Raw genomic sequence first — 26,940 nt, forward strand, 5'->3', positions numbered from 1 at the left:
TTAGTCGTTTTTAGAAATTAACGACAAGGCCAGTTGACGTGAAAGCTGGTCATTTTCCACAACACTAGGGAGTGTGTCAAGATTTTGAGTGGGCGTCTCGTTGAGAGTTTTTTCAATTATCTTACTGATGTCTAAAAAGCCTATTTTATTTTTTAAAAAGGCATCAACAGCAACCTCATTCGCTGCGTTTAGAGTGCCAGGGGCGTTTCCGCCTTGTTTTATGGCTTGATATGCAAGCTCTAAACATTTGTACTTTTTCATGTCGGGCGGATAAAATTCCAATGGAGGCTGTTTAGTAAGGTCTAGCACCTCGACTCCTGATAGCTGTCTTCCAGGAAAAGACAGCGCATAAGATATTGCACTTCTCATATCGGGAAGGCCCATTTGTGATAGAACGCTGCCATCATCATAATAGACGCACGAGTGAACAATGCTTTGAGGGTGCACAATAACTTCAATGTGAGTTGCAGGAAGATTAAACAAGAAGCTAGCCTCAATCACTTCGAGCCCCTTGTTCATCATTGTTGCAGAGTCAACAGAAATTTTTTGTCCCATTTTCCAGTTCGGATGATTACATGCCTCCTCTGGAGTGACTTTACTAAGAGAGACAAATGGCATATTTAAAAATGGCCCGCCAGAAGCAGTCAATTGAATTTTGTTTAATCCTTCCTTGCCCGCCTGAAGGCATTGAAAAATTGCGCTGTGCTCAGAGTCAACTGGAATGATTTCAGCGCCTGATTTGTTGGCGGCATTCATTAGAAGAGCGCCGCCTAAAACTAGAGACTCTTTATTAGCGAGCATTATTCTTTTACCAGCCATAGCGGCAGAAAAAGTGGATGACATGCCGGCTCCACCAACGATTGCAGCCATAACAAAATCAGTTTGAATATGAGAGGCGATATCATCAAGTGCATTCTCACCGCTTAAGACCTCCACTCCCTTTGGAGCCAACTTTCTTAGATTGTCAGCCGCCTCTTCATCGATCAAAATTGCGTATTTTGGCATATGCTTTTTGCAGAGTTCATTCAGACTTTTCCAGTTTGAGTGCGCGCTGACAGCGAACGCGCTATATTTGTCTGGATGGCGAGCAATAACATCTAGCGTGTTGAGTCCAATTGAGCCTGTCGCCCCAAGAATTGCAATATTTTTCATAGGACAAAGACCAGCAAGAGAAGAAATATTGGTGCAGACGATGTTAGGCTATCAATGCGATCCAAAAGCCCACCATGCCCTGGAAGAATATCTCCACTATCTTTATAGCCGCTAATGCGCTTTAATAAGCTCTCAAATAAATCACCAAGGACTGAGACTAAAGAGACCACGAGGGCTAAAATACTAAAGACCAAAAAGTCCTTTAAGTTAGGCGCCTGAACAACAATGAAGACATAACAGAGAGCAACAGCTTGAGCAAGAATAATGCCGCCATATAGGCCTGCAAGTGTTTTGTTTGGGCTTACCTCAGGACAGAGTTTTTTATTGCCAAACTGTTTTCCTGAAAAATAAGCGCCGATGTCTGCTGCCCAGATTAGTGCCAGTAGAAAAAGCACTAATGAACTATTTTGAGACTGAAGAATAATGATTGCAGCCGCCATCGGCACAAATAGAAAGAGCCCATTTATAACTGATGTGTAAATATTTTTGCTAACACTGGCATGACTATCTGGGTATTTTATGACCCAATATAAAGCGACAAACCACCATGCTAGTGCTAGGAATAGTAAGGGCGCTAGTAGTGTTGTGTTTTTAGAAAAAATAAAAGCCAGCGCCAATATTGCTATAGTGAAAATGGCTTTATTGGTAGGGCTGGTTATTGACACTAGTCTGCAATACTCCCAAGAGACAATAATAAGAATTAATCCAAGAGCTGCTGAGAACCAAGTCTCATTTAATAGCAGTATTCCTGCAATAGCTATTGGTGCTAAAACAAGTGCTGTTAGAGCTCTTTTAATGAGCATTACCTCTCCCCATTGCGCTCACCATAGCGCCTATCTCTGGAATGAAAGTCCTTAATTGCAATATCTAGAGAATCTTCATCAAAATCTGGCCACAAGGTTTCACAAAAATAGAATTCACTATAAGCAATATCCCACAGCAAAAAATTGCTTAGCCTAATCTCGCCACTTGTTCGAATAAGAAGGTCAACTTTTGGATAGGAGGCTAGAGAGGTGTATGATTGAAAGGTTGAGGAGTCAATATCTTCTGGATTAATGTTGCCATTAGCGGATTCAAATGCAATTTTCTTTGCCGATTTTGCAATGTCCCATTGGCCTCCATAATTAGCTGCAATGACTAGATTTAGTCCTGAATTATTGGAAAGTTGTTTTTCTGCTTCGCGAGCAAGTGATTGTATTTCAGGGGTGAATACGGAGAGATCTCCAATAATTTTTAGTTTGATGTTGTTGTCTTTAAGTTTTTTTGTCTCAGTTTTCAAAACGGTTAAGAATAGCTTGAAAAGGAGACCCACTTCTTCACTTGAGCGTTTCATATTTTCACTACTAAAAGCAAAAAGAGTAAGTGTATTGACGCCTAACTTTGCACAGTGCTTGACAATTTTTCTAACGGTTCTAACGCCCTTTTGATGGCCACTCGAGCGAGGCAGATGTTTTGCTTTAGCCCACCTTCCGTTGCCGTCCATAATGATAGCTATATGCTTAGGAGGGCTTTGATTGTTGGTTTGCAAACCGGCATTTTCTGAGCTCATAGAGCGCAATTATACCCACTAGTCATTAAATTGCCCATTGCAAAGTATTTCAATTTAAACGATTAATTAAATAGGGCTCTCGTTAGACAGTAAATGAGGATTTATACGGTAAAATCCATACTATGAGTTTAGCTAAGAGAATAATCCCCTGCCTAGATGTCCGTGATGGAAGGGTGGTCAAGGGCGTTAAGTTTGTTGACATCAAGGATGCTGGAGACCCTGTTGAGGTTGCAAAGCGCTATGACAGTGAGGGTGCAGATGAAATTACGTTTCTTGATATAACGGCTTCGCATGAAGGAAGAAATACGACAGTTGCCATGGTCGAAAAAATTGCTGAACAAGTTTTTATTCCTCTGACTGTTGGCGGCGGCATTCGAGAAGCTGACGATGTTAGAGCCATGCTTAAGGCAGGGGCAGACAAGGTTGCAGTTAATTCTGCTGCTATTTTTAACCCGGGCCTTATTAACGAGCTCTGCGCTATTTTTGGGTCCCAGTGTATTGTGATTGCAATTGATGCTAAAAGAGTTTCGTCAAACCCCTCTAAATGGGAAATCTATACTCATGGCGGCAGAAAAACAACAGGCATTGACGCTATAGAATGGGCACTAAAAATGACCAAGGGAGAAAATGGCGCCGGTGAAATACTGCTTACCTCGATGGACAGAGACGGAACCAAAGACGGGTTTGACCTTGAGTTAACGCGAGCCGTATCTGACGCTGTCAATGTTCCAGTGATTGCCTCTGGCGGGGTTGGCAATTTATTGCACTTGTCCGAGGGCGTGGTCGATGGCGGGGCCGACGCAGTTCTTGCTGCGAGCATTTTTCACTTTGCCGAGTTTACGGTTGATGAGGCCAAAAAATCGATGCAACAAAAAGGCATCGAAGTAAGGCTATAGCAAGTTGAGTTTTTGACTCCTTCAGCGTATCATTACGCAGTTTTGATTTCGGGAAAAACATGACTTTTAAAAAAGAATTTTGGGCGCTTTTATCAATATTTCTTCTTCCAATAGGGTTGGGAACTTTGTTCTTTTATTTAAACCCGTCCTATTTCAGCCAAAATACGGTTAACTATGGTGAATTAATCGCACCAGTAATTGTTACTGAAAAGTCAGACCTTGACATAAAAGGAGACGCCTCCCTGCAAGGAGTTTGGACACTGGCCTATGTAACAGATAGTTGTGATACCCTCTGTAATCAAGCTGTTGCAGACGTGAAGACTATTCGCACACTGATCAATATGGACATGCGCCGAATCCAAAGAATGCTTATTACTAATGATGGATCAGTGCCTTCTGTTGAGGATGAAAAACTCATCCTGGCGAGTATCACAAGTGACAAGCTATTAGGCCAGCTTTCAAGATTGCCAGAAAACTCTATTTTTCTGATTGATCCTATTGGAAACTTTATGCTGTATTACGATCCAAAGGATATCAACATAAAATTTGTGCTTAAGGATTTAAAGCGACTTCTTAAATACTCAAGGATAGGCTAATGGAAAACCTTCCTTCCTTGAAAGATCTTTTGGGCCTCTGTAAGATTAAAGTTGTGATGCTTATTTTGCTTACAGCAGTTGTTGGAATGCTCCTAGCTGTTCCCTATGTGCCTAATCTACTTCTTATTCTTGCAGCATCGGCGGGAATTTCATTGGCTGCAATGTCTGCAGCTGTATTTAATCATGTTGTTGACGAAAAAATTGATACGCAGATGTCTAGAACTGATCGGAGGCCTTTACCTCAGGGTAAAGTTACAAGGACGCAGGCGCTTATCTGGGGTGCTTTTTTGGGCGTTGTTGGAATCGCCCTTCTAGTCGTTTTTGTAAACTTATTGACTGCAGTTCTAACCCTTCTTTCTTTAATAGGATACGCCGTCTTTTATACGATGTATTTGAAAAGAGCCACTCCACAAAACATAGTTATTGGCGGCGCTGCAGGGGCTGCACCACCAGTTCTTGGGTGGACTTCAATTGCGGGTTCGAATGGCCTTGAGTATGCATTACTTCTGTTTCTCATTGTTTTTATATGGACCCCTCCGCACTTTTGGGCTTTGGCTATTCATAGGAGTGAAGAATATAAAAAAGCTGAAATTCCAATGCTGCCAGTTACACATGGACTAGAATTTACTAGAGTACAAATCCTTTTGTATACAGTCCTTTTGTTTCTTGTAACTTTGCTACCTTTTCTAACTGGAATGAGTGGCTTGATATATTTGATTTGTGCAGTATCCCTTGGGGCTCTTTTTTTAGGATACTCAATTAAGATTTTTCTTGAGCCTGAGAATTCTAAGATTGCGTTTAAGACTTTTAAATATTCAATTAATTACTTGATGGTTTTATTCGTGGGGCTATTGATAGATCATTACCTTCTAATGAATTTTGGGGTTGCTGCCTAGACATGAAATCTTTGCTTCAGGTTTTTAGAGCAGTGGCCTCTGCAATGATTGGAGTTGGAAAAAAAAAGAATCTTGCCCAAGATTTTGATGCTACAGAAAAAACAGGCCCATGGCCATACATCATTGTAGGTCTTATGATGACGGTGCTTTTTATCGGCTCATTAATTTTTGCTGTAAGGCTAGTTCTTTCCTAAAGCATCTATGATTTTATCAAGAGCCTCAGCCATAGGCGCAGGCTCGTGAGGGTTTGTCAAAAGAGCAACTAGCTTCAGTTCTGGATTAAAGAGCAAATAGCTGCTAGTGTGGTCAACATCGTAATGTGCAACTTTTGTAGAGCCGGGTTTTTCATCGGCTACCATTTTGTGTGAATCATGCGAATCATCATCGTGAGAATGATTATGATTGCTATGATCCTCTTGAGCTGTTTTTTGAGACTGAACCACTTCGTGATAAACGCCAAGCGTTTTGCTAATAGAAATTAGCTCATCCTGCTTTGCGGTTAAGCCCTTGAAAGATGAATTAAAAGCTTTAGCAAAGTTGTCTAGGCTTCCTATGTCTCTATCAGGATCAACAGAGACAAATACAACTTGTAGTTGATCACTATTTTCCATTAACTTCGATGCTTGGTTTATTTTAGAGAGGTCAATTGGACAAACATCTGGACACGAAGTGTACCCAAAATACAGAAGCGCCCATTTATCATCTGCCACATCTGATAAATGAGTGTTTTTTGATGCATCATCGATAAAGTTGAGTTTATCTGAAACTGATTTTGCTTCAGGGTATAAAGACGCAGCAGGAGCAACAGACTTTTTGAGTTCCTCCATGGTGGGCTTGCCACCAAGGAAGAAGAAAACTGCAGCACTAATAATAGCTACAAGAATAAGGAAATAAATTTGAGTACTTTTTGTCATAATAAGGCCTACAAAGGTGTCAATTAGCTTTGAAGAGCATTTTCTTTTGTGAACATTTTGTGAGCAAGGTTCACAAGACTCAAGAGCAGCGCAAGGCCGACTACATTATGCATTGTTGCAGCAAACATAGGCAGAGACATTACTACATTAATTATCCCCAGCGCAACTTGAATTGCTAGAAGGGCAAGAACTATAAGCACACTGTTTTTGAGTGCTTTGTAGTTTCTAAGGGCAAATGAAAAAGTAATTATTGCTGTAGTTACAACAAGTGCGCCAACACGATGAACCATTTGGATTGCTGTTCGTGTTTCATTTTCTAGGACACCAAACTCATAATCAACTCCAAGTGGCCCCCAATAGTAGGCATTATTAAAGTCCATGTCATCAGGCCACATCTCTCCTAGACAGCTAGGAAAATAGTCCCCGCAGGCAAGTGCAGCATAGTTAGTGCTGGTCCACCCTCCAAGAAAAATTTGAAAAACTAGAAGCAAACTAACAATGGCAAGCATTATCTTGTGCTTGTTGAGAATTGGCTGATCAAGAGTAAGAGGCTTACGTTCATTAAGAAGCAGCCAAAAGAGAAGAGTTGTTGTTGAAAAGCCACCCAATAAATGCATCGTAACTATTCCTGGATGTACTAATTCCGTTACTGTCCACATCCCTAGGGCGCCTTGAAAACTAACCAATAATAGAAGCGCAGTTGGCAGCTTTACAGAACGGAGCGTATCCGGCCTCCTAAAAATTGCTAATAAAAAGATAATAACAATTGATAGGCCAAGTATTGAAGCGGCGTAGCGATGAACCATTTCTTTCCAGGCTTTTGCAACATCCAGGGGCCTGTCATATTCTGCAGAGATGATGTCAGGCACTAAAAGCTGACCGTAGCATCCAGGCCAGTCGGGACATCCTAGTCCCGCATCAGCAAGGCGAGTATATGCTCCTAAGATGACAACTATGAGAGCTAAAATAAATGAGAGGTTAAGTGCTTTAGAGTACATAAAATCCAGTAAATGAGGCATCTATTTTAGTTAACAAAGTAGCTGCTTGATTAAAAAAATTCAAAAAACATTTAATAAATGTGCATCTTATATTTAGGGGTTTATTCTTTTTTTTCAATAATAGGAGTGTAATTTTTTAGTATTCAGTTTGTCGGTGAAAAAAGTTCAATCAATATTGAGAATAAAGGTGAATTATTACTTGGTAAAAAAGAGATAAACAGGTATCATTTGGTTGCATTTTTTAATTGAAACTTGAAATTACACATTCAAGTACTATTTATATAGCTAAAAAAAGGTTTAATTCGGAGAATCTATGAAACTATTGTTGACTATTACTAGCGCTATTGCAGCATTATTAGGCCCTAGATCTGCTTTTGCAGAGTATACACTTAATATGACAAAAGGCATCACTGACCTTAGCCAGGACATTTACTGGCTTCATATGATGGCATTTTGGGTTTGTGTTGGTATCGGCGTTGTAGTATTTGGTGCTATGTTCTATTCGATCATTGCCCACAGAAAGTCAAAGGGAGCTAAGGCTGCACATTTTCATGAGAGTACGACAGTTGAATTTATATGGACAGGAATTCCAATCTTAATCTTAATTGCAATGGCAATTCCAGCCTCCAAAACATTGATTGATATTGAGGTCCTTGAAAAGGCAGACATGACTATCAAGGTAACCGGCATTCAATGGAAGTGGCAGTATGACTATCCTGAAGAAGGAATCAGCTTTGTTTCAAATTTAGCACAATCTTCGAGAGACGTTATTAAGGCATCACCTGAGGAGCGTGAAGCTGTTCATAAGGAAAGTGACTACCTTCGCTCAGTTGACAATCATCTTGTTCTTCCAGTTGATACAACGGTTAGATTTTTAATTACCTCTAATGACGTTATTCATAACTGGTGGGTTCCCGCTTTTGGCGTCAAGCAGGACGCTAATCCTGGATTTATCAACGATGCATGGGCCAAGCCAAATGAAATTGGAACTTATAGAGGACAATGTGCTGAGCTTTGTGGAAAAGATCATGGGTTTATGCCAATTGTGGTAGACGTTGTTTCTAAAGCCGACTATGCGGCTTGGGTTGAGAGCAAACAGGCTGAAAAAGTTGCTGAATTAGCTAGCGCTACACAAGAATGGACAGAGGCTGATTTGGTTGCAAGGGGTGAGGAAGTTTACAACGCAAACTGCTCTGGTTGTCATCAAAAAGACGGCTCAGGTATTCCGGGAGTCTTCCCAGCAATGATAGGGTCAGAAGTAACAAATGGCCCCGCAGATTATCAAATAGGCATGGTTTTAAATGGTTTAAGGGGTATGCCTGCATTTAAGATGCTTAGCGATACAGATATTGCATCGGTAATTACCTACGAAAGAAGATCTTTTGGTAACAATGGATCAGTTGTTCAACCATCAGATGTTACATCTGCACGTTAATTTAAGGAGAAACACATGAGCTCAACTACAGCGGCAGCAGCACACGACGATCACCATCATGGTCCTGAAAAAGGACTCCTAAGATGGGTTAAGACAACTAACCACAAGGATATTGGAACGCTTTATCTGTGGTTTTCTTTTGCAATGCTCTTGGTGGGCGGCGCATTTGCTATGGGAATTCGTTCTGAGTTATTGCAGCCTGGACTGCAATTGTTTGAGCCACAGTTCTATAACCAGTTGACAACAATGCATGGGCTGATCATGGTATTTGGAGCCATTATGCCAGCCTTTGTTGGTCTGGCAAACTGGCTTATTCCTATGATGGTAGGAGCTCCCGATATGGCTCTTCCAAGAATGAATAATTGGAGTTTTTGGATACTGCCTTTTGCTGGCACGATTCTACTGAGCACATTTTTTATGGAAGGTGGTGCACCTGCTTTTGGATGGACTTTTTATGCTCCACTCTCAACAACATTTGCACCAGATTCAACTGACTTCTTTATCTTTGCAATTCACTTGCTTGGTTTCTCATCAATCATGGGCGCCATTAATATTATTGCGACCGTTCTTAATATGAAGGCACCTGAAATGAGACTAATGGATATGCCTCTTTTCGTTTGGACTTGGTTAATTACATCATTCCTCCTAATCGGTGCAATGCCAGTTTTGGCTGGAGCTGTAACTATGATGCTTACAGATCGTAATTTTGGAACCGCTTTCTTTGATGCAACTGGCGGTGGAGACCCGGTCATGTTTCAGCATATTTTCTGGTTCTTTGGGCATCCAGAGGTGTACATTATGATTTTGCCAGCCTTTGGCATTATCTCCCATATTATTCCTACTTTTGCAAGGAAGCCACTCTTTGGTTATTCATCGATGGTTTATGCAACTGCATCAATTGCATTCTTGTCTTATATAGTGTGGGCTCACCATATGTTCCTGACTGGGATGCCAGTCGCTGGCGAGCTTTACTTCATGTATGCAACAATGCTAATTGCAGTTCCAACCGGTGTTAAAGTTTTTAACTGGGTTGCAACGATGTGGAAGGGTTCAATGTCATTTGAAACTCCAATGTTATGGGCACTGTCTTTTGTATTTTTATTTACAATTGGCGGCTTCTCAGGTTTAATGCTTGGAATAGCGCCTGCTGATATTCAGTACCACGATACATATTTTGTTGTTGCACATTTCCACTACGTTCTTGTAACTGGAGCCTTGTGGGGAATCATTGCAGCTGTTTTCTATTGGCTGCCTAAGTGGACTGGAAAAATGTATAACGAGCGCTTAGCGAAAGTCCACTTTTGGATTGCTATGATTTCAGTTAATGTAACATTTTTCCCACAACACTTTATAGGATTAGCGGGGATGCCTCGTCGTATTCCTGACTATGCGCTTCAGTTTGCAGACTTTAACTTCATTTCATCAATTGGCTCTTTTGCCTTTGGCCTATCATTTCTTTTGTTTACCTATATTTTGGTTGACTGTATTCGAAATGGCAAGCCAGCAGTTGCAAGGCCTTGGGAGAGTGCTAAGGGCCTAGAGTGGACATTGGCTGCGCCAGTTGCTTACCATACATTTGATGAGCCACCAACCAGAGCTGAAATTTTAGCTGAGTCTCAGCACAGTTAATGGCAGAGAAGAACAGCAAAGGCCAAGGCCGAACTGCACTCATAGTGGCCATTGTAGCAATAGGATTGTATTTAGCAACTATAATGCTTAACGGCTGATATGGAGAGAAAAAAAATAACAAAAGGATTTTGGATAAAGCTTGTATCCGTCCCTGTTTTGATGTTCTTTTTTGCTTATGCCATGGTGCCAATATATGATGTATTGTGTGACTTAACTGGGTTTAATGGTAAGACGGGTACTGTCGAAACTGAAAAGCAGTATCAGATTAATGAAGAGCGTGAAGTAACAGTTAGTTTTTTTGCGTCAACTAGTTCTGGTTTTCCAGTTCAGTTTGCACCAAAAGTGACTTCAATGGAGGTTATTCCAGGGAAGTTTTATAACATGAGCTACATTGCTAAAAATACGACCGATGAGGTAATTTTTGGTCAAGCAATACCAAGCGTGGCGCCAACAGATGCGGCGCTACATTTTAAAAAATTAGAGTGTTTTTGTTTTGTTAAGCAAGAGTTTCAGCCTGGAGAGGAAGTAGAAATGGCGCTTCGGTTTGTGGTTGAGCCTGAAATGGCAGAATGGATTAAAGATGTGAGCTTGTCATATAATTTTTATAAGTTAGATAGTTAATTAAAGGGAGAGAAAATGAGCAACGAAAAATATTATGTTCCTCATGGTACATATTGGCCAATTATAGGATCAATAGGCATTTCAACACTATTTGTTGGCTTTGCAAATCAAATGCATGATGTCAGCTGGGGCTGGCCTGTGATGGTTCTGGGTTTTGCTATCATAGCATTTATGATGTTTGGTTGGCTTGGTACGGTAGTTGCTGAGAGCGTGGGTGGGATGTATAACTCCCAGGTCGACAGATCTTTTAGGTGGGGCATGAGCTGGTTTATTTTCTCTGAGGTTATGTTTTTTGCAGCATTCTTTGGGGCTCTTCTTTATGCAAGGGTCTTGAGTGTTCCATGGCTTGGAGGAGAGTATAACAACATTTATACACCACAGCTTTGGGAGGGATTTAAGGCGGCTTGGCCACTAATTTCTACTCCAGGTGATGTGGGCCAGAATGGGGTGGCATTTTCAACAAACTTTAAACTAGTAGACACTTGGGGGCTGCCAGCTCTAAATACGGGACTACTTTTAACTTCAGGAGTAACTCTTACATATGCACATCATGCCTTGAGAGCTGGTCACAGAGATGCTTTGATGGCATGGATGCTAGCAACGATTGCGCTGGGCGTTATTTTTCTGGGCTTTCAAATTACTGAGTATGGCCATGCCTACCATGATGGCCTTAAATTAACCTCAGGAATTTATGGGTCAACTTTCTACTTGCTGACTGGTTTTCATGGCTTCCACGTAACGATCGGCGTTATTATGTTAACAGTTATCCTTTATCGTATCCAGAAGGGACACTTTAATTTAGAAAACCATTTTGCATTTGAGGGCGTTGCATGGTATTGGCACTTTGTTGATGTCGTATGGCTGGGTCTATTTATTTTTGTTTACTGGATATAATATAGAAATAGAGGTTTATTCAATGGCCCCTATTAAGGGGCCTTTTTTTTCAAGCAATCAAGGAAAGATATGAATTTATTTGTAATTGCAGTACTTGTTTTAATATTTATATTTTTAGGCTCTGCTGTTATTGGTCTTCTTAAGGGCGGCAAAGCTGGCTCAGATAGAATGTTTAAGGCGTTAAGAATGAGAATTATTCTTTCAGTTCTCCTTTTTGCATTCTTATTGCTTGCAGGTGCATTAGGTTGGATTGAACCAAATGGCTTTAATCTTTTGCCCACTCAGTAATAATGAACTTAAGGTTCTTAATTCCTGCAGTACTAATTGTTGCAACTATTGCCTTTCTGGCGTCATTGGGGCTTTGGCAGCTTGACCGCGCTAACGAAAAACGTGCAATAGAAGCCTCAATACAAAAAGCAAATACAGGCATTGTAGAATTAATCTCTGATGAAAATAGGCTGCTTGAAAAAGAGTATTACCAGGTTAGACTTAAGGGGCAATATCTAAATAACAAACAGTTCGTCTATGACAATCAGATTATTGATCAAGTTTCTGGATATTATGTTTTAACGCCATTTAAATTAGAGAATCAATCTGGCACTATAGTTATCAATCGAGGCTTTATCCCTTGGAATGGCGACAGGGAAAAACTAGCAGACATCTCAATTGAAAAAACTAAGTCTGAGATTAAGGTTCAAATTTCAAAGCCAATCAAAAGAATTGAATTGAAATCAAGCGAGATAAGCAATAATTTCCCAACTCTAATTCAGGCAGTCGATTTAGTTAAAATGAGCGAGATAGCAGGCGTTAATTTTTCTAGTATGGTTGGACTTTTAGACGCATCAATGGACGATGGGTTTGTTAGAAAATGGGAGCCTTATACGGGAAGTATTGAGAAGCATATTGGGTATGCCATACAGTGGTTTCTGATGGCAATCGTTCTTGGGATTATAGGTATACGTATTGCTATAAAACAGCGAAAAAAGTAACTCTATTTTGAGGCTATAAAATATTACTGAAAAAAAATTCTTTACTGTATAATTTCGCTCTAAGCCGACATAGCACAGTTGGTAGTGCAACTGATTTGTAATCAGTAGGTCCGCGGTTCGAGTCCGTGTGTCGGCACCAGCAAATCTTGATTAAGCGGCCCGATGGGCCGCTTTTTTATTTCAAACTTTTCTTATAAGTTTTTTGCCTGCTCACGCAAAATAAACTTTTGTATTTTTCCTGTAGAGGTTTTTGGGATGTCCTCAAAATAGAATTGACGAGGAAGCTTAAAAGAGGCCATATGATCTCTACACCATTGGCTGAGCTCTTCTTCAGAGGCGTGGCTTGCTTTTTTAAGCTGAACAAATGCGCACGGAGTCTCGCCCCACTTTTCATCTGGCATCGCTACAACAGCAGCCGCCTCAACAGAGGGGTGTTTGTATAGCACCTCTTCAATTTCGATTGATGAAATATTTTCACCACCAGAAATAATAATATCCTTGGAGCGATCTTTCAGCTGGATATACCCATCTTCATGGATAACCCCTAGGTCTCCAGAATGAAACCAGCCGTCCTTAAATGATTCATCAGTAGCAGCCTTATTTTTTAGATAGCCTTTCATGACTACGTTGCCTCTAAACATGACTTCGCCTATTGTCTTGCCATCACGAGGCACGGGCCGCATTGTTTTTGGATTCATAACAGCTAAAGATTCAAGTGGCAGGTAGCGAACACCTTGCCTTGCTTTTAAAGAGGCTTGTTCGCTTTCAGCTAAGTCGTCCCATTCTTGGTGCCACTCATTTACCACTGCTGGACCATAGGTTTCAGAGAGTCCATAAAGATGCGTAATATTAAACCCGGCATCTTTCATGTTGGTTAAGACTGACTCTGGAGGTGGGGCCGCTGCTGTAAAAAAATCTACTTGTTTTTCTAATAATTTTTTTTCATTATCTGATGCCGCCAGTATTGTTGACATAACAATTGGAGCTCCGCATAAATGTGTTACCTTGTGCTCAGCAAGGGACTCCCAAATTGGCTCTGCCATAACACGTCTCAAGCAGACATGTGTCCCAATAATAGCTGACATTGTCCAAGGGAAGCACCAGCCATTGCAATGAAACATGGGCAGTGTCCAAAGGTAGACCGAATGCTTTTTTATTGAGGCAATCATCGCATTTCCTTGTGCCAAAAGATAGGCTCCTCGATGATGAGAGACAACGCCTTTGGGGTTTCCAGTTGTGCCAGAAGTGTAGTTTAAGGAGATTGCATCCCATTCATCCTCAGGCATGAGCCAATTGTAATTTTTATCGCCCTTTAATAAAAATTCCTCATACTCTATTGCCCCAGGCAATGATTCTTTGATGGGGTATTCGCTATCATTAAACTCAATCAAAATCGGCGATACTCCAGCAAGTTCCAGTGACGTTTTAGCGGTTTTTAGAAATTCACGATCAACTATTAAAGCCTTGGAGTTTGCGTGGTCTAGCTGATACGCAATAGTATCTGGATCAAGGCGCGTGTTAATGCTGTGTAAAACTGCGCCACACATTGGAACGCCATAATGGGCCTCCAGCATCGCGGGCGTGTTTGATAATATTACCGAGACAGTATCGCCTCGAACAATACCCTGTGCAGAGAGTGCAGAGGCAAGTTGTCTAGAGCGACTATAAAAGTCGCTGTAGTTGCGTCTTAATTTACCATGAACGATAGCAGTATGATTTGGGTATACCGATGCCGCACGTTCTAAAAATGTTAGCGGCGTAAGTGGCTGAAAGTTAGCAGGATTTCGATCAAGATTAGTATTATAAGAATTATTCATCGCCACTAATTTTGCCATTTAGGTTTACGCTTTTCTAGGAACGAGCCAATGCCCTCCTTAGCATCATGTTCTAACATGTTGTCTACCATGACTTTTGACGCGAAGTCACAAGCCTCTGATAGAGGCATATCTTTTTGTTTATAAAAGGCTTCCTTTCCAATCTTTAATGTCAGACTAGATTTTGAGGCAATAAGTTCTGCCAGAGCTGTTGTCTCTTGTTTCAAATCAGCATCATCTGTAACTCGGTTTATAAGTCCAATGTGTTCAGCTTTATCTGCACTTACCATTTCACCTGTCAGGAGCATCTCCATCGCTGCTTTGTTGGATACATTTCTGGACAGTGCAACCATTGGGGTGGAGCAGAATAGCCCTATATTTACGCCCGGAGTAATAAATCGAGCAGACTTTCCAGCTACAGCAAGATCACAACAGGCAACAAGCTGGCATCCTGCTGCTGCTGCGACGCCTGAAACTTCAGCAATGATTGGTTTGGGGTGCTCAACAATCATTTGCATTAACTCTGAGCAAGATGCAAATACTTTTTTAAAGTAGGTAAGACCTTGGTCATCGTTGTCTCTTCCGGCAGTCATTTGTTTTAAGTCATGCCCTGAGCAAAACGCTGGTCCGTTGCCCGCAATTATTATTACTCTTATGGACTTATTGTCCGTAGCATCTGTGAGTGAAGATTTGAGTTTGGCCATCATCTCTTCTGAAAGAGTGTTTCTCTTTTTGGCGTCGTTAAGTGTTAAGCGATATACGCCATTGGCTATAAATTCTTCAAGCAAAATTGAATCATCGGTATTAGCTTTGTTGTTATTATTGCTGCTCATAATTTAGGCTCCATATTAGCAGAAACGCATTGCCAACTTTTTAAATGTTGATATTGACCTCGACTTCAGAGTCTAATGTATTAGCTATAAAGCAATATCTGTGGGCCCTATCATGCATTTTTGCTAATTCTTCATCGCTGACTTCAAAGCCGCTATCGAATGAGACTACTGGATTTAAATCAATTCGGTTAACAACCATCTGTTTCTTGCTATTTTTACCCAGATGACCGACAGCATGGTCAATGTAAGAATTGACGGGCCACTTAGTTTTTGCAGCAAGAGCTAAAAAAGTCATCATGTGACAGCTGCTTAATGAGGCAGCGAGCGCCTGCTCTGGATTGGTATTATTGGCAGATCCTCCCCAGTCAGGAGCAGTGTCCGCTATTACTTTATATTGTTCGTTATAAGTAACCTGATGTTCACTGGAAAACTTTCCAGGAGAGAGCTCTTCTTCTTTTCTGTTCCAGCTGAGGTCGATAGATAGTTCAGACACAAATTTCTCCTAATCCTATTTACTCGGGCTAAGATCCCGAGGTAATTTTCTTCTTGGGGTCATAGAATGGCTTCTGGACAACCTTGATAGGAAAATTACCTTCTGGAGTTGTCGTCTCTGCAGCAGTATCTATGGCCGAGTGGTTAACATCCATCATAGCAAGTGCAATATTTTTGTCAAGTCTCGGCGAATAAACCGCTGAAGTTATATACCCAACTTCTTCTGATCCAAACATAATTGGCCAATAGCTTGTGTTTGGATGCTGAAGAGGCGGGCATGAAATTTCTATTCCAACCTGGTGTCGCTTAACCCCTTCAGATTTAATTTTTTTAAGCGCCTCTTTGCCAATAAAGTTGGCATCCATCTCAAGATCAACAAGACGCCCCAATCCGAGCTCGAACGGATTTACTGTGTAGTCCATATCAGCCTGATATGAAAGCATCCCACCCTCAATTCTTCTTATCGTAGAGGTATGGCCTGGAACTAATCCCATTGGCTTACCAACCTCCATAATGTGATCCCAAAGTTCATTTCCACGAGAGCCATCACGAAGATAGATTTCATAGCCAAGCTCACTTGACCAACCTGTTCTAGATATGATTAATGGAATACCATTGAGTTCAAATTCCTCAAGCCAGTAATATTTAAGGCCATCTATTCTCTCACCAAATATTGCTTTAGCAATATCGCCAGACCTTGGGCCTTGGAGTTGCAGCGGTGAAACATCTGGCTCACTTAAATTAACATTTAACCCAGAGTTAACAGCTACGCCCTTAGCCCACATTAAAATATCACTGTCAGCCAAAGATAGCCAGAAGTGATTTTCAGCGAGTCTTAATAGGACAGGATCATTTAATACACCACCATTTTCATCGGTGATTAAAACATATTTACATTGTCCTACTGCACATTCAGAAAGATTTCTTGGCGTTAATAGTTGGACAAATTGAGCCGCATCAGGGCCAGTTATTTCAACTTGGCGCTCAACTGCAACATCACAAAGTATTGCATCATTAACAAGATTCCAAAAGTTTTGAACAGGATCACCAAAGTCTCTAGGAATATACATATGGTTATAGACCGAAAATCCCTTTGCTCCCCAGCGCACAGTCGCATCAAAATATGGAGATTTTCTAACCTGTGTTCCAAAACTAAATTCTTTTTTCATAGCTACTAATAACCATCAAACAGAATGCAAAATAATACACATTTTTCATAATGTTGCAGATGTTTTTTTGGCGCTTTTTGACTACGTTATAAAGTTCGTTTTTCGAGTGAGTTCCGAAAGAATTTCGGGCCCATCAGCCCTTAAAATAACAATCTCTTCTAGGCGAACACCAAACCTACCCTGAAGATAAATTCCTGGTTCGATTGAGAACACCATTCCCTCATCTAGGACAACTTCAGAAGTTGCAGTGATATAGGGTGGCTCGTGTATATCAATGCCAAGACCGTGTCCTGTCCTATGAACAAAAAATTCTCCATACCCGGCCTCAGTAATAACACCCCTTGCTGCAGCATCTACATCTTTGGCCATAACTCCTGGTTTTGCTGCCGCCATTGCTGCTTGCACTGCACGTTCTACAATCGCATGAACCTCAAGATAATCTTTTGGCGGTTCTCCTACTACAGACATGCGTGTCATGTCACTTGGGAAGGTTCCTTTTCGACCACCGATATCAATCAGTACTACGTCACCATTTTCTACTTTTCTATTTCCAGTATGATGATGCGGGAAAGCACCATTTGGGCCAGATCCTACAATACAAAATTGAGGTTTCGCCCCTTCAGAAATAAAGTGTTTATTTATTGCCTCACCAATTTCAAGCTCTGTCACACCTTCTTTGATTGCTGCAAAGCCAGCTTGCATTGCTCTATCATCGATCAGCGCATTCTCTTTAAGATTAGAGTACTCATTATCATCTTTGCGCATTCTGAGCGCACCAATTGTAGAGTTAGTAAACTCATAGGTCGGTTTTGGTAATGCATCGATAAGTAATAAGGCAAAGTGAGAGCGCATTGCCTCATCTATTGCAATGTGTTTTGCATTTGATGAGCTAGTATAAGAAAGAGCCTCATCTAGTGCTTCATCAGGGCCATTTTCATCTTTCCAGCTAAACATTTTAATATCAGAGCGCTTCATAGCATCCTCTGCATTCACTGATGGCATAAGGAAGGCATCATTTTCCAATCCCATCAATAACATACAAGGTCTTTCATCAGGAGAGGGGTTGAAGCCTAACAACCATTTCATATGAGTGCCAGGACCAAGAGCAATTAAATCAACATTGTTATCCTTCATGCGATTGCGCACAGAGTTTATTTTTAGTTGCATATGTTTTTCTAATAAATTTATAAATAAATTAAATTATAGATTCAATTTTCGGCATGAGCCTAATAAGTTCTTGGGTGTAAGGATGTTCTGGATTATTAAATAACTCTTCGCTTTCTTTTGTCTCACAAACAATACCATTTTTCAGTACTACAATTCTATTACACATTTGTCTAATTACAGGAAGATCATGACTAATAAACAGCATGGCCAGATGGAGCTCATCTTGAATATCTTTTAAAAGGTTTAGAACTTGTGCTTGTATGCTTACATCCAACGCAGATGTAGGTTCATCACAAATTAATAAGCGAGGACGAGTTGCTAAAGCTCTAGCAATTGATATTCTTTGTCTTTGTCCACCTGAAAATTCATGAGGATAGCGATCCAGTGATTGTCTTGACATCCCAACAATATCTATTAAGTCATAGAGATTTTTTGTAAGCTCACTAGAGCTAATATTTTTTTGAAAAAGCCTTATTGGCTCAGATATTATGTCCCTTACTTTAAATCTTGGGTTTAAAGATGAGTAGGGGTCTTGAAATATCATCTGAACCTGTCCTCTACTCTTATCAATTTGGTATTTTCTTTTTGAATTATAAAGTGAGAGATTGTTATAAAAGATCTCCCCATTAGTTGGTCTAACGAGACCTGTAATAATTTTTGCTATTGTTGATTTACCAGAGCCAGACTCTCCAACTAAGCCTAGAGTTTCTCCCTCAAATAGTTCAAAAGAAACATTATCAACTGCCTTCACCACTTTAGCAGCGGTTTCATTTTTTGACCCAAATGAAAAATTACTCACTAAGGACTTATCATCAAAAATTTTAGTAATTCCTGAAAGCTCTAATAACTTTTGATTAGTATTTTTTCTAGCGCCCCAGGTTTTAATAATATTTTTTGTTAAATTTTTCGAGTCAGATGTAATTTCTTTTCCATCAGGGCTGATAAGTTTGAATCTATCAATTTTTTTATTTGTTGGCGGGACTGAAATAACTAAGCTTCGAGCTTCATTAGATTTAGGATTCGTTAATAGCTCCTTTGTATCGCCTTGTTCAACAATAAGCCCGTGTCTCATAACAATAACTTTGTCTGTTGTTTCTGCAATAACGCCCATATCATGGGTGATAATCATTACCCCTAAATTTCTTTTTTTAGTCAGATCCTTTAGTAATTCCAGTATTTGATGTTGAATGCTTACATCTAAAGCAGTTGTTGGTTCATCGGCTATAATCAAATCCGGTTCACAGCTAATCGCTAAAGCAATAACAACCCTTTGGCGCATGCCACCGCTAAATTGATGAGGATAATCTTCAATTCTTTTTTCAGCATTATCAATGCCTACTTCTTCTAAGAGCTGAATAGATTTTTTTAATGCATCTTGATAGTCTAAATTAAGATGTGTTTGGATGGTTTCAATTAGTTGATCTTTTATTTTAAATAGTGGATTAAGGGATGTTTGTGGATCTTGAAAAACAAATCCAATTTTCTTTCCTCTGATTTCTTGGATAAGCTCTTCGTTATCTCTTAATTCATCATTATCAATTTTAATTGATCCGCTTGTTATTTCACCTGGCGGGTCAATTAAATTGATGATGGCGTTTGCAATGGTAGATTTTCCAGAGCCTGATTCACCAACTATTCCTAATATTTCACCCCTCTCCAGCGTAAATTCAACATCCTTGCTAGCAACAATAGTTTCTTTTCTAGTTGGATAACTAATGTTTAAATTTTTAACCTTTAGCAGACTCATCTTATTTTTAATTTTGGATTTAAGGCGTCTCTCATCCAATCTCCTAGTAGGTTAATAGACAAAGCTAAAATGATTAAAAAGATAGCTGGAAAAAATGTAATCCACCATTCACCTGAAAATAAAAAACTATTTCCAAATCTAATTAATGTGCCTAGTGAAGGAGTGGTGGGTGGAACTCCTACACCTAAAAAACTGAGCGTAGACTCAGTTATGATTGCAAGAGCCAATCCTATTGTAGCAATCACTAATAGAGGCCTGAGTATGTTTGGTAAGATATGTTTAAACATAATCAGGACGTTTGATAGCCCTATAATTCTTGATGCCGAGACATATTCTTTATTTTTTTCAACCAAGGTGGATGCTCTAGAGACACGAGCAAATTGAGGCCACTCTGAGATACCAATTGCAAAAATTAACACATAAATTGCCATTTCACTATGCATCGATTGTGAAATAACTGATTTCGCGATACCGTTAACGAGTAGTGCCATTAAGATGCTTGGAATTGTGAGCTGGACATCTGTAACTCGCATGACAATTATCTCGTATCTACCGCCTATATAACCAGCAGTAACGCCAAGGAATACGCCCAGTATCATTGCAAAAAGGATTGATGCAAAGCCCACAATTAATGAAATCCTTGAGCCATAGATAATAGTTGATAACATATCTCTACCTTGTTGATCTGTTCCAAGGATAAAGCTAGAGCTTCCTCCTTCTGACCACGAAGGCGGTGTAAAGGCATCCATTAATGAGACTGAAGCTGGGTCAAAGGGGTTGTAGGGCGAAACCACACCAGCAAAAATTGAACAAAGAAAAATAATAAACAAAACAGCGGAAGAGGTCATTGCAATTTTTGAATTAAAAAAGCTATACCCTATATCGGTGTCGTAAATTTTATTGAAAGTTTTGTTTAACATTCCTAGCTTGCCTCTTCCTTAAGCCTGATTCTTGGGTCGATAAAATAGTATGTGATATCAACTATGAAATTTATCATTACAAAAATAAAGGCAACCATAATCATGTAAGCTGACATTATTGGTATGTCAACAAAGTAGACTGCGTTAATAAATAGAAGGCCCATACCAGGCCACTGAAATACTGTTTCAGTAATAATCGAAAAGGCTATTAAGGTTCCGATATTGATACCAGTAATAGTGATGACCGGTATTAAGCCATTTTTAAGTGCATGCTTATAGTTGATGGCATTTTTTTTAATACCTCTAGCCCTGGCAAATTTAATGTAGTCTGTTTGGAGTATTTCCATCATTTCTGCACGAACTAGTCTGATGACATAAGTCATTTGAAATAAGCTTAATGTGACTGAGGGCAGTATTAATGCCTTGAGGCCAGAAACTGTTAAGAAGCCTGTTGCCCAAAAACCTAACTGAACAACCTCTCCTCTTCCAAATGAAGGCAGAACCCCAAGGATTACAGAGAATAAGTAAATTAACATTATCCCTATAATGAACGTAGGAAGAGAAACGCCAGCTAGTGAAACAACAAGGATGACATTTGAAATAAAGCTATCCCTATGGATGCCTGTATACACACCAAGAATAACGCCTATTACGATGGCAAGCAAAGCGGATACAAATACTAATTCAAGTGTGGCCGGCATTCGTTCTGCAATTAAGTCAGAAACCTCTCTTTTTAGTTGATAAGATATGCCAAAATCACCCTGGACAACATTGCCTAAAAATCTTGAAAATTGAATATAGACTGGATCATTTAATCCAAGAATCTCTCTAACCTCTGCCTGTCTTTCATAAGAGGCGTCTATTCCTGTCATGCTGTTAACTGGGTCCCCTACAAAATTGAACAATGAAAAGGAAACAAAGGCTACTACAATCATTACAAGGAAAGATTGTAAAAGTCTTTTAAAGAAATAGATATACATTGACAACTGGTTGATAAAGAGGGGGGTTATGTTACATAAAAATTGAAATGATTTTCTGGCCAGATAACTGGCCAGAAAATTTTTTACTACTTTACTTTACGTTTGCAAATCTAAATAATGGTTCGTTGTTCATTCTAATTGGAACATCAACATTACTTTTTGATGCTTGGTTAACAACTTGGTGATGTAAAGGAAGATACGTTACATCGTCTTGAGTAATATCCCAAGCTTCAGCAATCATAGCATTTCTTTTATCCAGGTCTGTTTCCACACCCATTGCTGCAACCAACTCGTCAACTCTAGCATTGCTGAAATTTACTTTATTCCAGCTTCCAGAGCTTTCAAACAAGTATGAATAGACATAGTGACTGTCAAAAGTTGGGACACCCCAACCTAACATGTACATATCACTCGTCATACCATTAGCATCACCCTCTTTTACTTCTGAGAAGTGTTGGCTCTTGGTCTTCGCATCAAGATTCACTGTAACACCAATTTTTGCAAACATACTAATAGCCGCTACACAAATTGCCTCGTCATTGATATAACGATCATTAGGGCAATCTAATGTGACTTCAAATCCATCAGGATAGCCAGCTTCAGCTAAAAGTTTTTTTGATGTTGCAGGATCGTAAGCCATTCTTTGATCACGAGCTGCCGTGTGGCCATTAACACCAGGAGCAGTAATAATACCTGCCGGCACACTTTGTCCCCTCATGACCTTATCTTGGATAGCGTCCATATCTAGAGCATGGTACATTGCTAGACGAACTCTTTTATCTGCAAAAGGATTACTTCCTTTAATGTTAGATGAGTTCAATTCGTCTGATCCTTGATCCATACCAAAGAATATAGTTCTATTTTGAGGAGTCATTTTCACAGCATGACCCATAGACGAATTAATCCTTTTGATGTCTTGAACTGGGACAACATTAGTGTAGTCGATTTCTCCAGACAGAAGCGCCGCAACTCTTGTTGCATCATTCTTAATCGGAAGTAATTCAATTTGATCTATGTTGTGTGTGTAGTGATTTCCCCACCAGTTGTCATTTTTTTCAAAAACAGTCCTAACGTCCTGCTCTCTAAAAGTAATTTCAAATGGTCCAGTTCCGTTTGCATTGGATGCGCAATAAGACGTTTCACCTGCATCCCAATTGTATGAAGCTTCACAGCCATTTGCTTTTGACCATGCTTCAGACATTACAAATATCTGAGTTAGTTGGTTTAAAAGAATTGGGTTTGGCCCATCAGTTTTTATTTCAACAGTGTGATCATCAATTGCTCTTGCCGATTTAACACTTTTAATTAAATCAACCATATCAGATGGAGCAGTCTTTGCTCTATTGACACTAAAAGCAACATCACCAGCTGTTAAAGATGAACCGTCATGAAACGTTACACCCCTGCGAATATTAAATATCCACGTATCATCAGCAGTTGTTGTCCATGACTCTGCAAGCTGAGGAAGCACTTCCATATTGATACCTGGAGTGACTAAGCCCTCATATATTTGACGAGAAACCATGTGAGTCGGTCCTTCGTTTTGTGCATGCGGATCAAGAGTTAAAGAATCACCGGGCATTGACCATTTAATTGAATTGGCAAAGGCTGGTGAAAAAATACCCATTAATAGCACTGACAAAACAATACTTAAAGTTTTTTTCATTTTTCTCTCTCCTTAAAAAACGCCTTAAATAAGGCGCAATAGATTATCGATTAAAAAACCAACTAATAAAGTTGGCTTTAATCAACTTTATAGTAATGGCACTATACTGTCAAGAATATTTTTCTGCTTCTGCGAACTGAAATCAGATAGTTCCAAGGTTTTTTAGCGATTTTTTAATTAGTATTAGAAGCTCTGCTAAAAAAAACAAGGAGATTCAAAGCATTGATTTAGGACTCTGGGTCAATCGGTTCTGGTGCTAGAACGTCTCTGTTACCAGCGCTATTCATTGAGCTGACAATCCCACTAGCTTCCATGTCTTCAATAATCCGAGCTGCACGGTTATAGCCAATACGCATTCTTCTTTGAAGGCTTGATATCGAGGCTCTTCTTGTAGATGTTACTATTTGAACAGCCTCATCAAAAAGAGGATCTTGTTCTCCAGAAGACTGGCCTGGCTCTTTATCGCTGAATGACTCTGTTTGAGGATTAAGAATGCCATCTAAATAGTTAGGGTTTGAATTCTTCTTGAGGTGTTTGACAACTCTTAGTATCTCACTATCTTCAACAAAGGCGCCATGCACCCTGGTGAGGTGAGACATTCCTGGGGCCATATAGAGCATATCACCCATGCCCAGAAGCTGCTCTGCTCCAGATTGATCTAGAATTGTTCTGGAATCTGTTTTCGATGAGACTTTGAACGACATTCTTGTAGGGATGTTTGATTTGATAAGGCCTGTGATCACATCAACACTTGGCCTTTGCGTGGCAACAATCAGGTGCATTCCGGCAGCACGAGCTTTTTGAGCTATTCGGACAATAAGGCTCTCAACTCGTTTCGATTTGGCGCGATCTTCTTGTGCAAGTGCGCCTAACATGTCGGCATACTCATCAATGACTATAACAATCAGAGGGAGCGCTTCAAGTTCTGGGTGCTCCTCACCCTCTTTGGCAGTCTCTGGATTAAAAGATGGGTCTAAAAGTGGTTTCCCAGACTTTTTAGCAAGACGCTGTTTTTCATTGAATGATTCAATATTTCTGACACCAAATTTGGCAAGGAGGCTGTAGCGCCTTTCCATTTCATTGACACACCACCAGAGTGCGCTTGCAGCCTCATTCATGTTTGTCACTACCGGCGTTAGAAGGTGAGGAATGTCGGCGTATGAGGCAAGTTCAACAATTTTAGGGTCAATCATGATCAGCCTGACCTGCTCTGGAGATGCCTTATATAAGATGCTTAAAATAATCGCATTAAGGCCCACTGACTTACCCATTCCTGTTGCGCCAGCTACCAGTAAATGAGGCATTTTTGCAAGATCAACAACTACTGGCAAGCCATTAATATCCTTACCAAGCCCCATGGAGAGTGTGGAGTTTGCCTTAGCAAAAGCTTCACTAGAGAGAATTTCTTTAAGGCCAATCATCTCGCGATTGTTATTTGGTATTTCAAGTCCAATGACTGGCTTTCCAGGAATCACATCCACGATTCTGACGCTCTCAACAAGAAGCGCTCTGGCGAGATCTTTGTTAAGGTTCATAATTTGACTGACTTTAATGCCAGGTGCTAGGGATATTTCAAATTGAGTGACAACAGGGCCTGGGGTGACTGCTGTGATGGTGACATCAAAACCAAAGTCTTTCAGCTTAATTTCAACTTGCTGGCCCATCTCCACTAAAAATTCTTCTGTATAGCCTAACCCAGAATTGTCAACATCATCAAGTAGTGATAAGTCTGGTAAACCGCCCGATGTCCCAGATTTAAATAGGTTGCTGCCTTGTTCTTTTTGAGGCTTCTCAGTCTTCTTAGGTTTTTCAGCCTTCTCAGTCTTCTTAGGTTTTTCAGCCTTCTCTGCTTTATTGGGGCTGTCTATTTTGATTGACTCTACAGAAGCAGGCTTAGAGCTAATGATTTCTGGCTTTATTTTTTCCTTCTTTGGCTTGTCTTGAGTCTTTTCTCTTTTGTTGAGACGATTTTTGAACAGTGAGGTGCTAATATTTTTCCAAGAGGCGCTAGTTGCAATACTAAAACTAACCAAAATGATTCCCACATAAATGAGTGTTGAAGAGTCTCCAAAAAATCCATAAAAAAGGTGTTCGTGCATCGACTCACCTACCCATCCTCCCGATAAGAAGGCGACTTTGATGTTTTCCATTAACTCTATATTGGGTGCATACTGGTGAGCAAGGGCTGCAATAAAGAAGAGCATCACAAAGAAGGATATAAGGCGCATTAAAAATGTCAGCTGACTTTGGTGCTCCTTGTTTGCATCTCTATGGAAGTTATAGCCAAGCCATACAATGGCTATTGGGATTAAATAGGATACGTAGCCAAATATTGCAAAACTGATGTCGCTTAAGTAAGCACCAAAAACTCCTGCCTTATTCGCTACTGGCTCGTTAAGCACAGTCCCACCTGTCCAAGGGTCTTCACTGAGAGAGCTGGTTATAAGTGATATGAAAAAAATTGCACCTACCATCATCAGCAAAATAAAAATAGACTCACTGACGAGTTTTGAGCGCGGATTATTTATAGGGGTATTTTGAGTGGTTCGTTTATTATTTTTTTTCAAGACAGCTTATAATACTCATTTGATTAATTAGTATAAAGTATTTCATTATGAGTGATATTAAACATTGCCGCGTTTTGATTGTTGGATCAGGCCCTGCTGGCTATTCTGCTGCAGTCTATGCGGCTAGAGCTAACCTAAATCCAGTGATGGTGAGTGGACTTGAACAGGGCGGTCAATTAATGACCACGACTGACGTTGACAACTGGCCTGGCGATCATGATGGGCTTCAGGGTCCAGACTTGATGGAGCGGATGAAAGACCATGCCCTAAGATTTAACACTGAAATTATTAACGATCATATCACGAGTGTTGACTTCTCGAAGCGTCCTTTTACGCTTCAGGGCGGTGAGACCACTTATACTGCGGATGCTGTCATTATTTCAACAGGAGCAACCGCTCAGTACTTAGGGCTTGACTCTGAAGAAGCCTTTAAAGGTAAGGGCGTTTCAGCCTGTGCGACATGCGATGGTTTTTTCTATCGCGGCCAAAAGGTTGCTGTAATAGGCGGCGGCAATACGGCAGTGGAAGAGGCGCTTTATCTGTCAAATATTGCTGACCATGTCACCGTTGTTCATCGAAGAGATAAATTCAGATCTGAAAAGATTCTCTCAGACCAGCTTATGGAAAAAGCTCAAAATGGAAACGTCACAATAGAGTGGGACCATAATTTGGATGAGGTTTTAGGTGACGAGATGGGCGTTACAGGCCTTCGTCTAAGGGGAAATGACGGAAACACAAAAGAGATTGATGTGCATGGCGTTTTTATAGCGATTGGACATAAGCCAAATACAGGTATCTTTGAGGGACAAATTGAAATCAACAATGGCTATATCAAAGTTCAGGCTGGATTAGAGGGAAATGCGACTCAAACAAGTGTTGAAGGCGTTTTTGCAGCTGGAGATGTGGCAGATCATGTTTACAGGCAAGCAGTTACCTCTGCTGGCTCGGGATGTATGGCAGCTTTAGACGCAGAAAAATTTTTAGATAACTCTTAGACTAGGCAAGGCTTAGAGCCT

26 protein-coding genes and 1 tRNA gene are annotated in these 26,940 nt (G+C 40.2%); 12 read left to right on the forward strand and 15 right to left on the reverse strand.

Annotation, left to right across the window (positions count from 1 at the left end; translation table 11 throughout):
• From dxr to uppS, 3 genes are read right to left on the reverse strand one after another with little or no spacing between them, the layout of a single operon-like run.
• Window positions 1–1,152: a 1-deoxy-D-xylulose-5-phosphate reductoisomerase gene (dxr, locus tag AC5YGB_RS00120; protein WP_496137332.1), complete on the reverse strand. Its 1,152-nt coding sequence runs from the start codon at window positions 1,150–1,152 to the stop codon at window positions 1–3.
• On the reverse strand, window positions 1,149–1,955 hold the full coding sequence (locus AC5YGB_RS00125) for a phosphatidate cytidylyltransferase (RefSeq protein WP_496137333.1): 807 nt from the start codon (window positions 1,953–1,955) through the stop codon (window positions 1,149–1,151). The genes dxr and AC5YGB_RS00125 overlap by 4 nt, the downstream gene beginning before the upstream one ends.
• Window positions 1,955–2,701 (reverse strand): polyprenyl diphosphate synthase, encoded by a 747-nt coding sequence (gene uppS / locus AC5YGB_RS00130; RefSeq protein ID WP_496137334.1) that lies wholly within the window; start codon window positions 2,699–2,701, stop codon window positions 1,955–1,957. The genes AC5YGB_RS00125 and uppS overlap by 1 nt, the downstream gene beginning before the upstream one ends.
• 122 nt (window positions 2,702–2,823) lie before the next feature.
• Here uppS and hisF point away from each other — a divergent pair, with 122 nt between their 5' ends.
• From hisF to AC5YGB_RS00150, 4 genes are read left to right on the forward strand one after another with little or no spacing between them, the layout of a single operon-like run.
• Entirely contained in the window at window positions 2,824–3,597 is a 774-nt protein-coding gene (hisF, locus tag AC5YGB_RS00135) for an imidazole glycerol phosphate synthase subunit HisF (protein ID WP_496137335.1), read from the forward strand.
• 59 nt (window positions 3,598–3,656) lie between these two features.
• Window positions 3,657–4,193, forward strand: coding sequence for a redox-active disulfide-containing membrane protein (locus tag AC5YGB_RS00140; protein ID WP_496137336.1), 537 nt, complete (start codon window positions 3,657–3,659; stop codon window positions 4,191–4,193).
• Window positions 4,193–5,089, forward strand: a complete 897-nt coding sequence (gene cyoE, locus AC5YGB_RS00145; RefSeq protein ID WP_496137337.1) for a heme o synthase — start codon at window positions 4,193–4,195, stop codon at window positions 5,087–5,089. The genes AC5YGB_RS00140 and cyoE overlap by 1 nt, the downstream gene beginning before the upstream one ends.
• A 2-nt stretch (window positions 5,090–5,091) precedes the next feature.
• Window positions 5,092–5,283, forward strand: a complete 192-nt coding sequence (locus AC5YGB_RS00150) for a DUF2970 domain-containing protein (RefSeq protein ID WP_020024945.1) — start codon at window positions 5,092–5,094, stop codon at window positions 5,281–5,283.
• On the opposite strand, the gene AC5YGB_RS00155 is transcribed toward AC5YGB_RS00150, so the two are convergent.
• Both AC5YGB_RS00155 and AC5YGB_RS00160 read right to left on the reverse strand, forming a co-directional pair.
• A complete protein-coding gene (locus AC5YGB_RS00155) occupies window positions 5,269–6,003 on the reverse strand; it encodes an SCO family protein (RefSeq protein ID WP_496137338.1) in 735 nt (244 codons plus the stop codon). The two genes, AC5YGB_RS00150 and AC5YGB_RS00155, sit on opposite strands and share 15 nt — an antisense overlap.
• A 23-nt stretch (window positions 6,004–6,026) precedes the next feature.
• On the reverse strand, window positions 6,027–7,001 hold the full coding sequence (locus tag AC5YGB_RS00160) for a COX15/CtaA family protein (RefSeq protein ID WP_496138029.1): 975 nt from the start codon (window positions 6,999–7,001) through the stop codon (window positions 6,027–6,029).
• Window positions 7,002–7,314: 313 nt separating this feature from the next.
• Here AC5YGB_RS00160 and coxB point away from each other — a divergent pair, with 313 nt between their 5' ends.
• The 7 genes from coxB (at window position 7,315) to AC5YGB_RS00195 (ending at window position 12,708) form a co-directional block, all read left to right on the forward strand.
• Window positions 7,315–8,436 carry a cytochrome c oxidase subunit II gene (gene coxB / locus AC5YGB_RS00165; protein ID WP_496137339.1) on the forward strand — a complete coding sequence of 374 codons (1,122 nt, stop codon included), beginning with the start codon at window positions 7,315–7,317 and terminating at the stop codon, window positions 8,434–8,436.
• A gap of 15 nt (window positions 8,437–8,451) precedes the next feature.
• Window positions 8,452–10,065, forward strand: a complete 1,614-nt coding sequence (gene ctaD / locus AC5YGB_RS00170) for a cytochrome c oxidase subunit I (protein ID WP_020024941.1) — start codon at window positions 8,452–8,454, stop codon at window positions 10,063–10,065.
• A gap of 99 nt (window positions 10,066–10,164) precedes the next feature.
• Window positions 10,165–10,686: a cytochrome c oxidase assembly protein gene (locus AC5YGB_RS00175; protein ID WP_020024939.1), complete on the forward strand. Its 522-nt coding sequence runs from the start codon at window positions 10,165–10,167 to the stop codon at window positions 10,684–10,686.
• A 15-nt stretch (window positions 10,687–10,701) separates the two neighbouring features.
• Window positions 10,702–11,580 (forward strand): cytochrome c oxidase subunit 3, encoded by an 879-nt coding sequence (locus tag AC5YGB_RS00180; RefSeq protein WP_020024938.1) that lies wholly within the window; start codon window positions 10,702–10,704, stop codon window positions 11,578–11,580.
• A gap of 69 nt (window positions 11,581–11,649) precedes the next feature.
• Window positions 11,650–11,868: a DUF2909 family protein gene (locus AC5YGB_RS00185; RefSeq protein WP_020024937.1), complete on the forward strand. Its 219-nt coding sequence runs from the start codon at window positions 11,650–11,652 to the stop codon at window positions 11,866–11,868.
• 2 nt (window positions 11,869–11,870) lie between these two features.
• Window positions 11,871–12,569 carry an SURF1 family cytochrome oxidase biogenesis protein gene (locus AC5YGB_RS00190; RefSeq protein ID WP_496137340.1) on the forward strand — a complete coding sequence of 233 codons (699 nt, stop codon included), beginning with the start codon at window positions 11,871–11,873 and terminating at the stop codon, window positions 12,567–12,569.
• 63 nt (window positions 12,570–12,632) lie between these two features.
• A tRNA-Thr gene (locus tag AC5YGB_RS00195) sits at window positions 12,633–12,708 on the forward strand.
• A gap of 52 nt (window positions 12,709–12,760) precedes the next feature.
• Here AC5YGB_RS00195 and AC5YGB_RS00200 read toward each other — a convergent pair.
• From AC5YGB_RS00200 to AC5YGB_RS00245, 10 genes are all read right to left on the reverse strand, one after another.
• The gene (locus AC5YGB_RS00200; protein WP_496137341.1) at window positions 12,761–14,404 is read right to left on the reverse strand and encodes an AMP-binding protein; all 1,644 of its coding nucleotides are present in this window, start codon (window positions 14,402–14,404) and stop codon (window positions 12,761–12,763) included.
• Window positions 14,392–15,216: an enoyl-CoA hydratase gene (locus tag AC5YGB_RS00205; RefSeq protein WP_496137342.1), complete on the reverse strand. Its 825-nt coding sequence runs from the start codon at window positions 15,214–15,216 to the stop codon at window positions 14,392–14,394. The genes AC5YGB_RS00200 and AC5YGB_RS00205 overlap by 13 nt, the downstream gene beginning before the upstream one ends.
• Window positions 15,217–15,256: 40 nt before the next feature.
• Window positions 15,257–15,709, reverse strand: coding sequence for an OsmC family protein (locus AC5YGB_RS00210; RefSeq protein WP_496137343.1), 453 nt, complete (start codon window positions 15,707–15,709; stop codon window positions 15,257–15,259).
• Window positions 15,710–15,737: 28 nt separating this feature from the next.
• Window positions 15,738–16,877 carry a glycine cleavage T C-terminal barrel domain-containing protein gene (locus tag AC5YGB_RS00215; protein WP_496137344.1) on the reverse strand — a complete coding sequence of 380 codons (1,140 nt, stop codon included), beginning with the start codon at window positions 16,875–16,877 and terminating at the stop codon, window positions 15,738–15,740.
• An 81-nt stretch (window positions 16,878–16,958) separates the two neighbouring features.
• A complete protein-coding gene (locus AC5YGB_RS00220) occupies window positions 16,959–18,044 on the reverse strand; it encodes a M24 family metallopeptidase (protein WP_496137345.1) in 1,086 nt (361 codons plus the stop codon).
• A 28-nt stretch (window positions 18,045–18,072) separates the two neighbouring features.
• Entirely contained in the window at window positions 18,073–19,791 is a 1,719-nt protein-coding gene (locus AC5YGB_RS00225) for a dipeptide ABC transporter ATP-binding protein (protein WP_496137346.1), read from the reverse strand.
• On the reverse strand, window positions 19,788–20,711 hold the full coding sequence (locus AC5YGB_RS00230) for an ABC transporter permease subunit (RefSeq protein ID WP_496137347.1): 924 nt from the start codon (window positions 20,709–20,711) through the stop codon (window positions 19,788–19,790). The genes AC5YGB_RS00225 and AC5YGB_RS00230 overlap by 4 nt, the downstream gene beginning before the upstream one ends.
• A 2-nt stretch (window positions 20,712–20,713) precedes the next feature.
• Window positions 20,714–21,691 (reverse strand): ABC transporter permease subunit, encoded by a 978-nt coding sequence (locus AC5YGB_RS00235; RefSeq protein WP_496137348.1) that lies wholly within the window; start codon window positions 21,689–21,691, stop codon window positions 20,714–20,716.
• Between the two features lie 91 nt (window positions 21,692–21,782).
• Entirely contained in the window at window positions 21,783–23,357 is a 1,575-nt protein-coding gene (locus AC5YGB_RS00240; RefSeq protein ID WP_496137349.1) for an ABC transporter substrate-binding protein, read from the reverse strand.
• Window positions 23,358–23,584: 227 nt separating this feature from the next.
• On the reverse strand, window positions 23,585–25,834 hold the full coding sequence (locus tag AC5YGB_RS00245) for a DNA translocase FtsK 4TM domain-containing protein (RefSeq protein ID WP_496137350.1): 2,250 nt from the start codon (window positions 25,832–25,834) through the stop codon (window positions 23,585–23,587).
• Window positions 25,835–25,971: 137 nt separating this feature from the next.
• Here AC5YGB_RS00245 and trxB point away from each other — a divergent pair, with 137 nt between their 5' ends.
• Entirely contained in the window at window positions 25,972–26,919 is a 948-nt protein-coding gene (gene trxB, locus AC5YGB_RS00250; RefSeq protein ID WP_496137351.1) for a thioredoxin-disulfide reductase, read from the forward strand.
• Window positions 26,920–26,940 lie beyond the last annotated feature (21 nt).

It is taken from the genome of Candidatus Pseudothioglobus sp. uisw_142 (assembly GCF_059512465.1).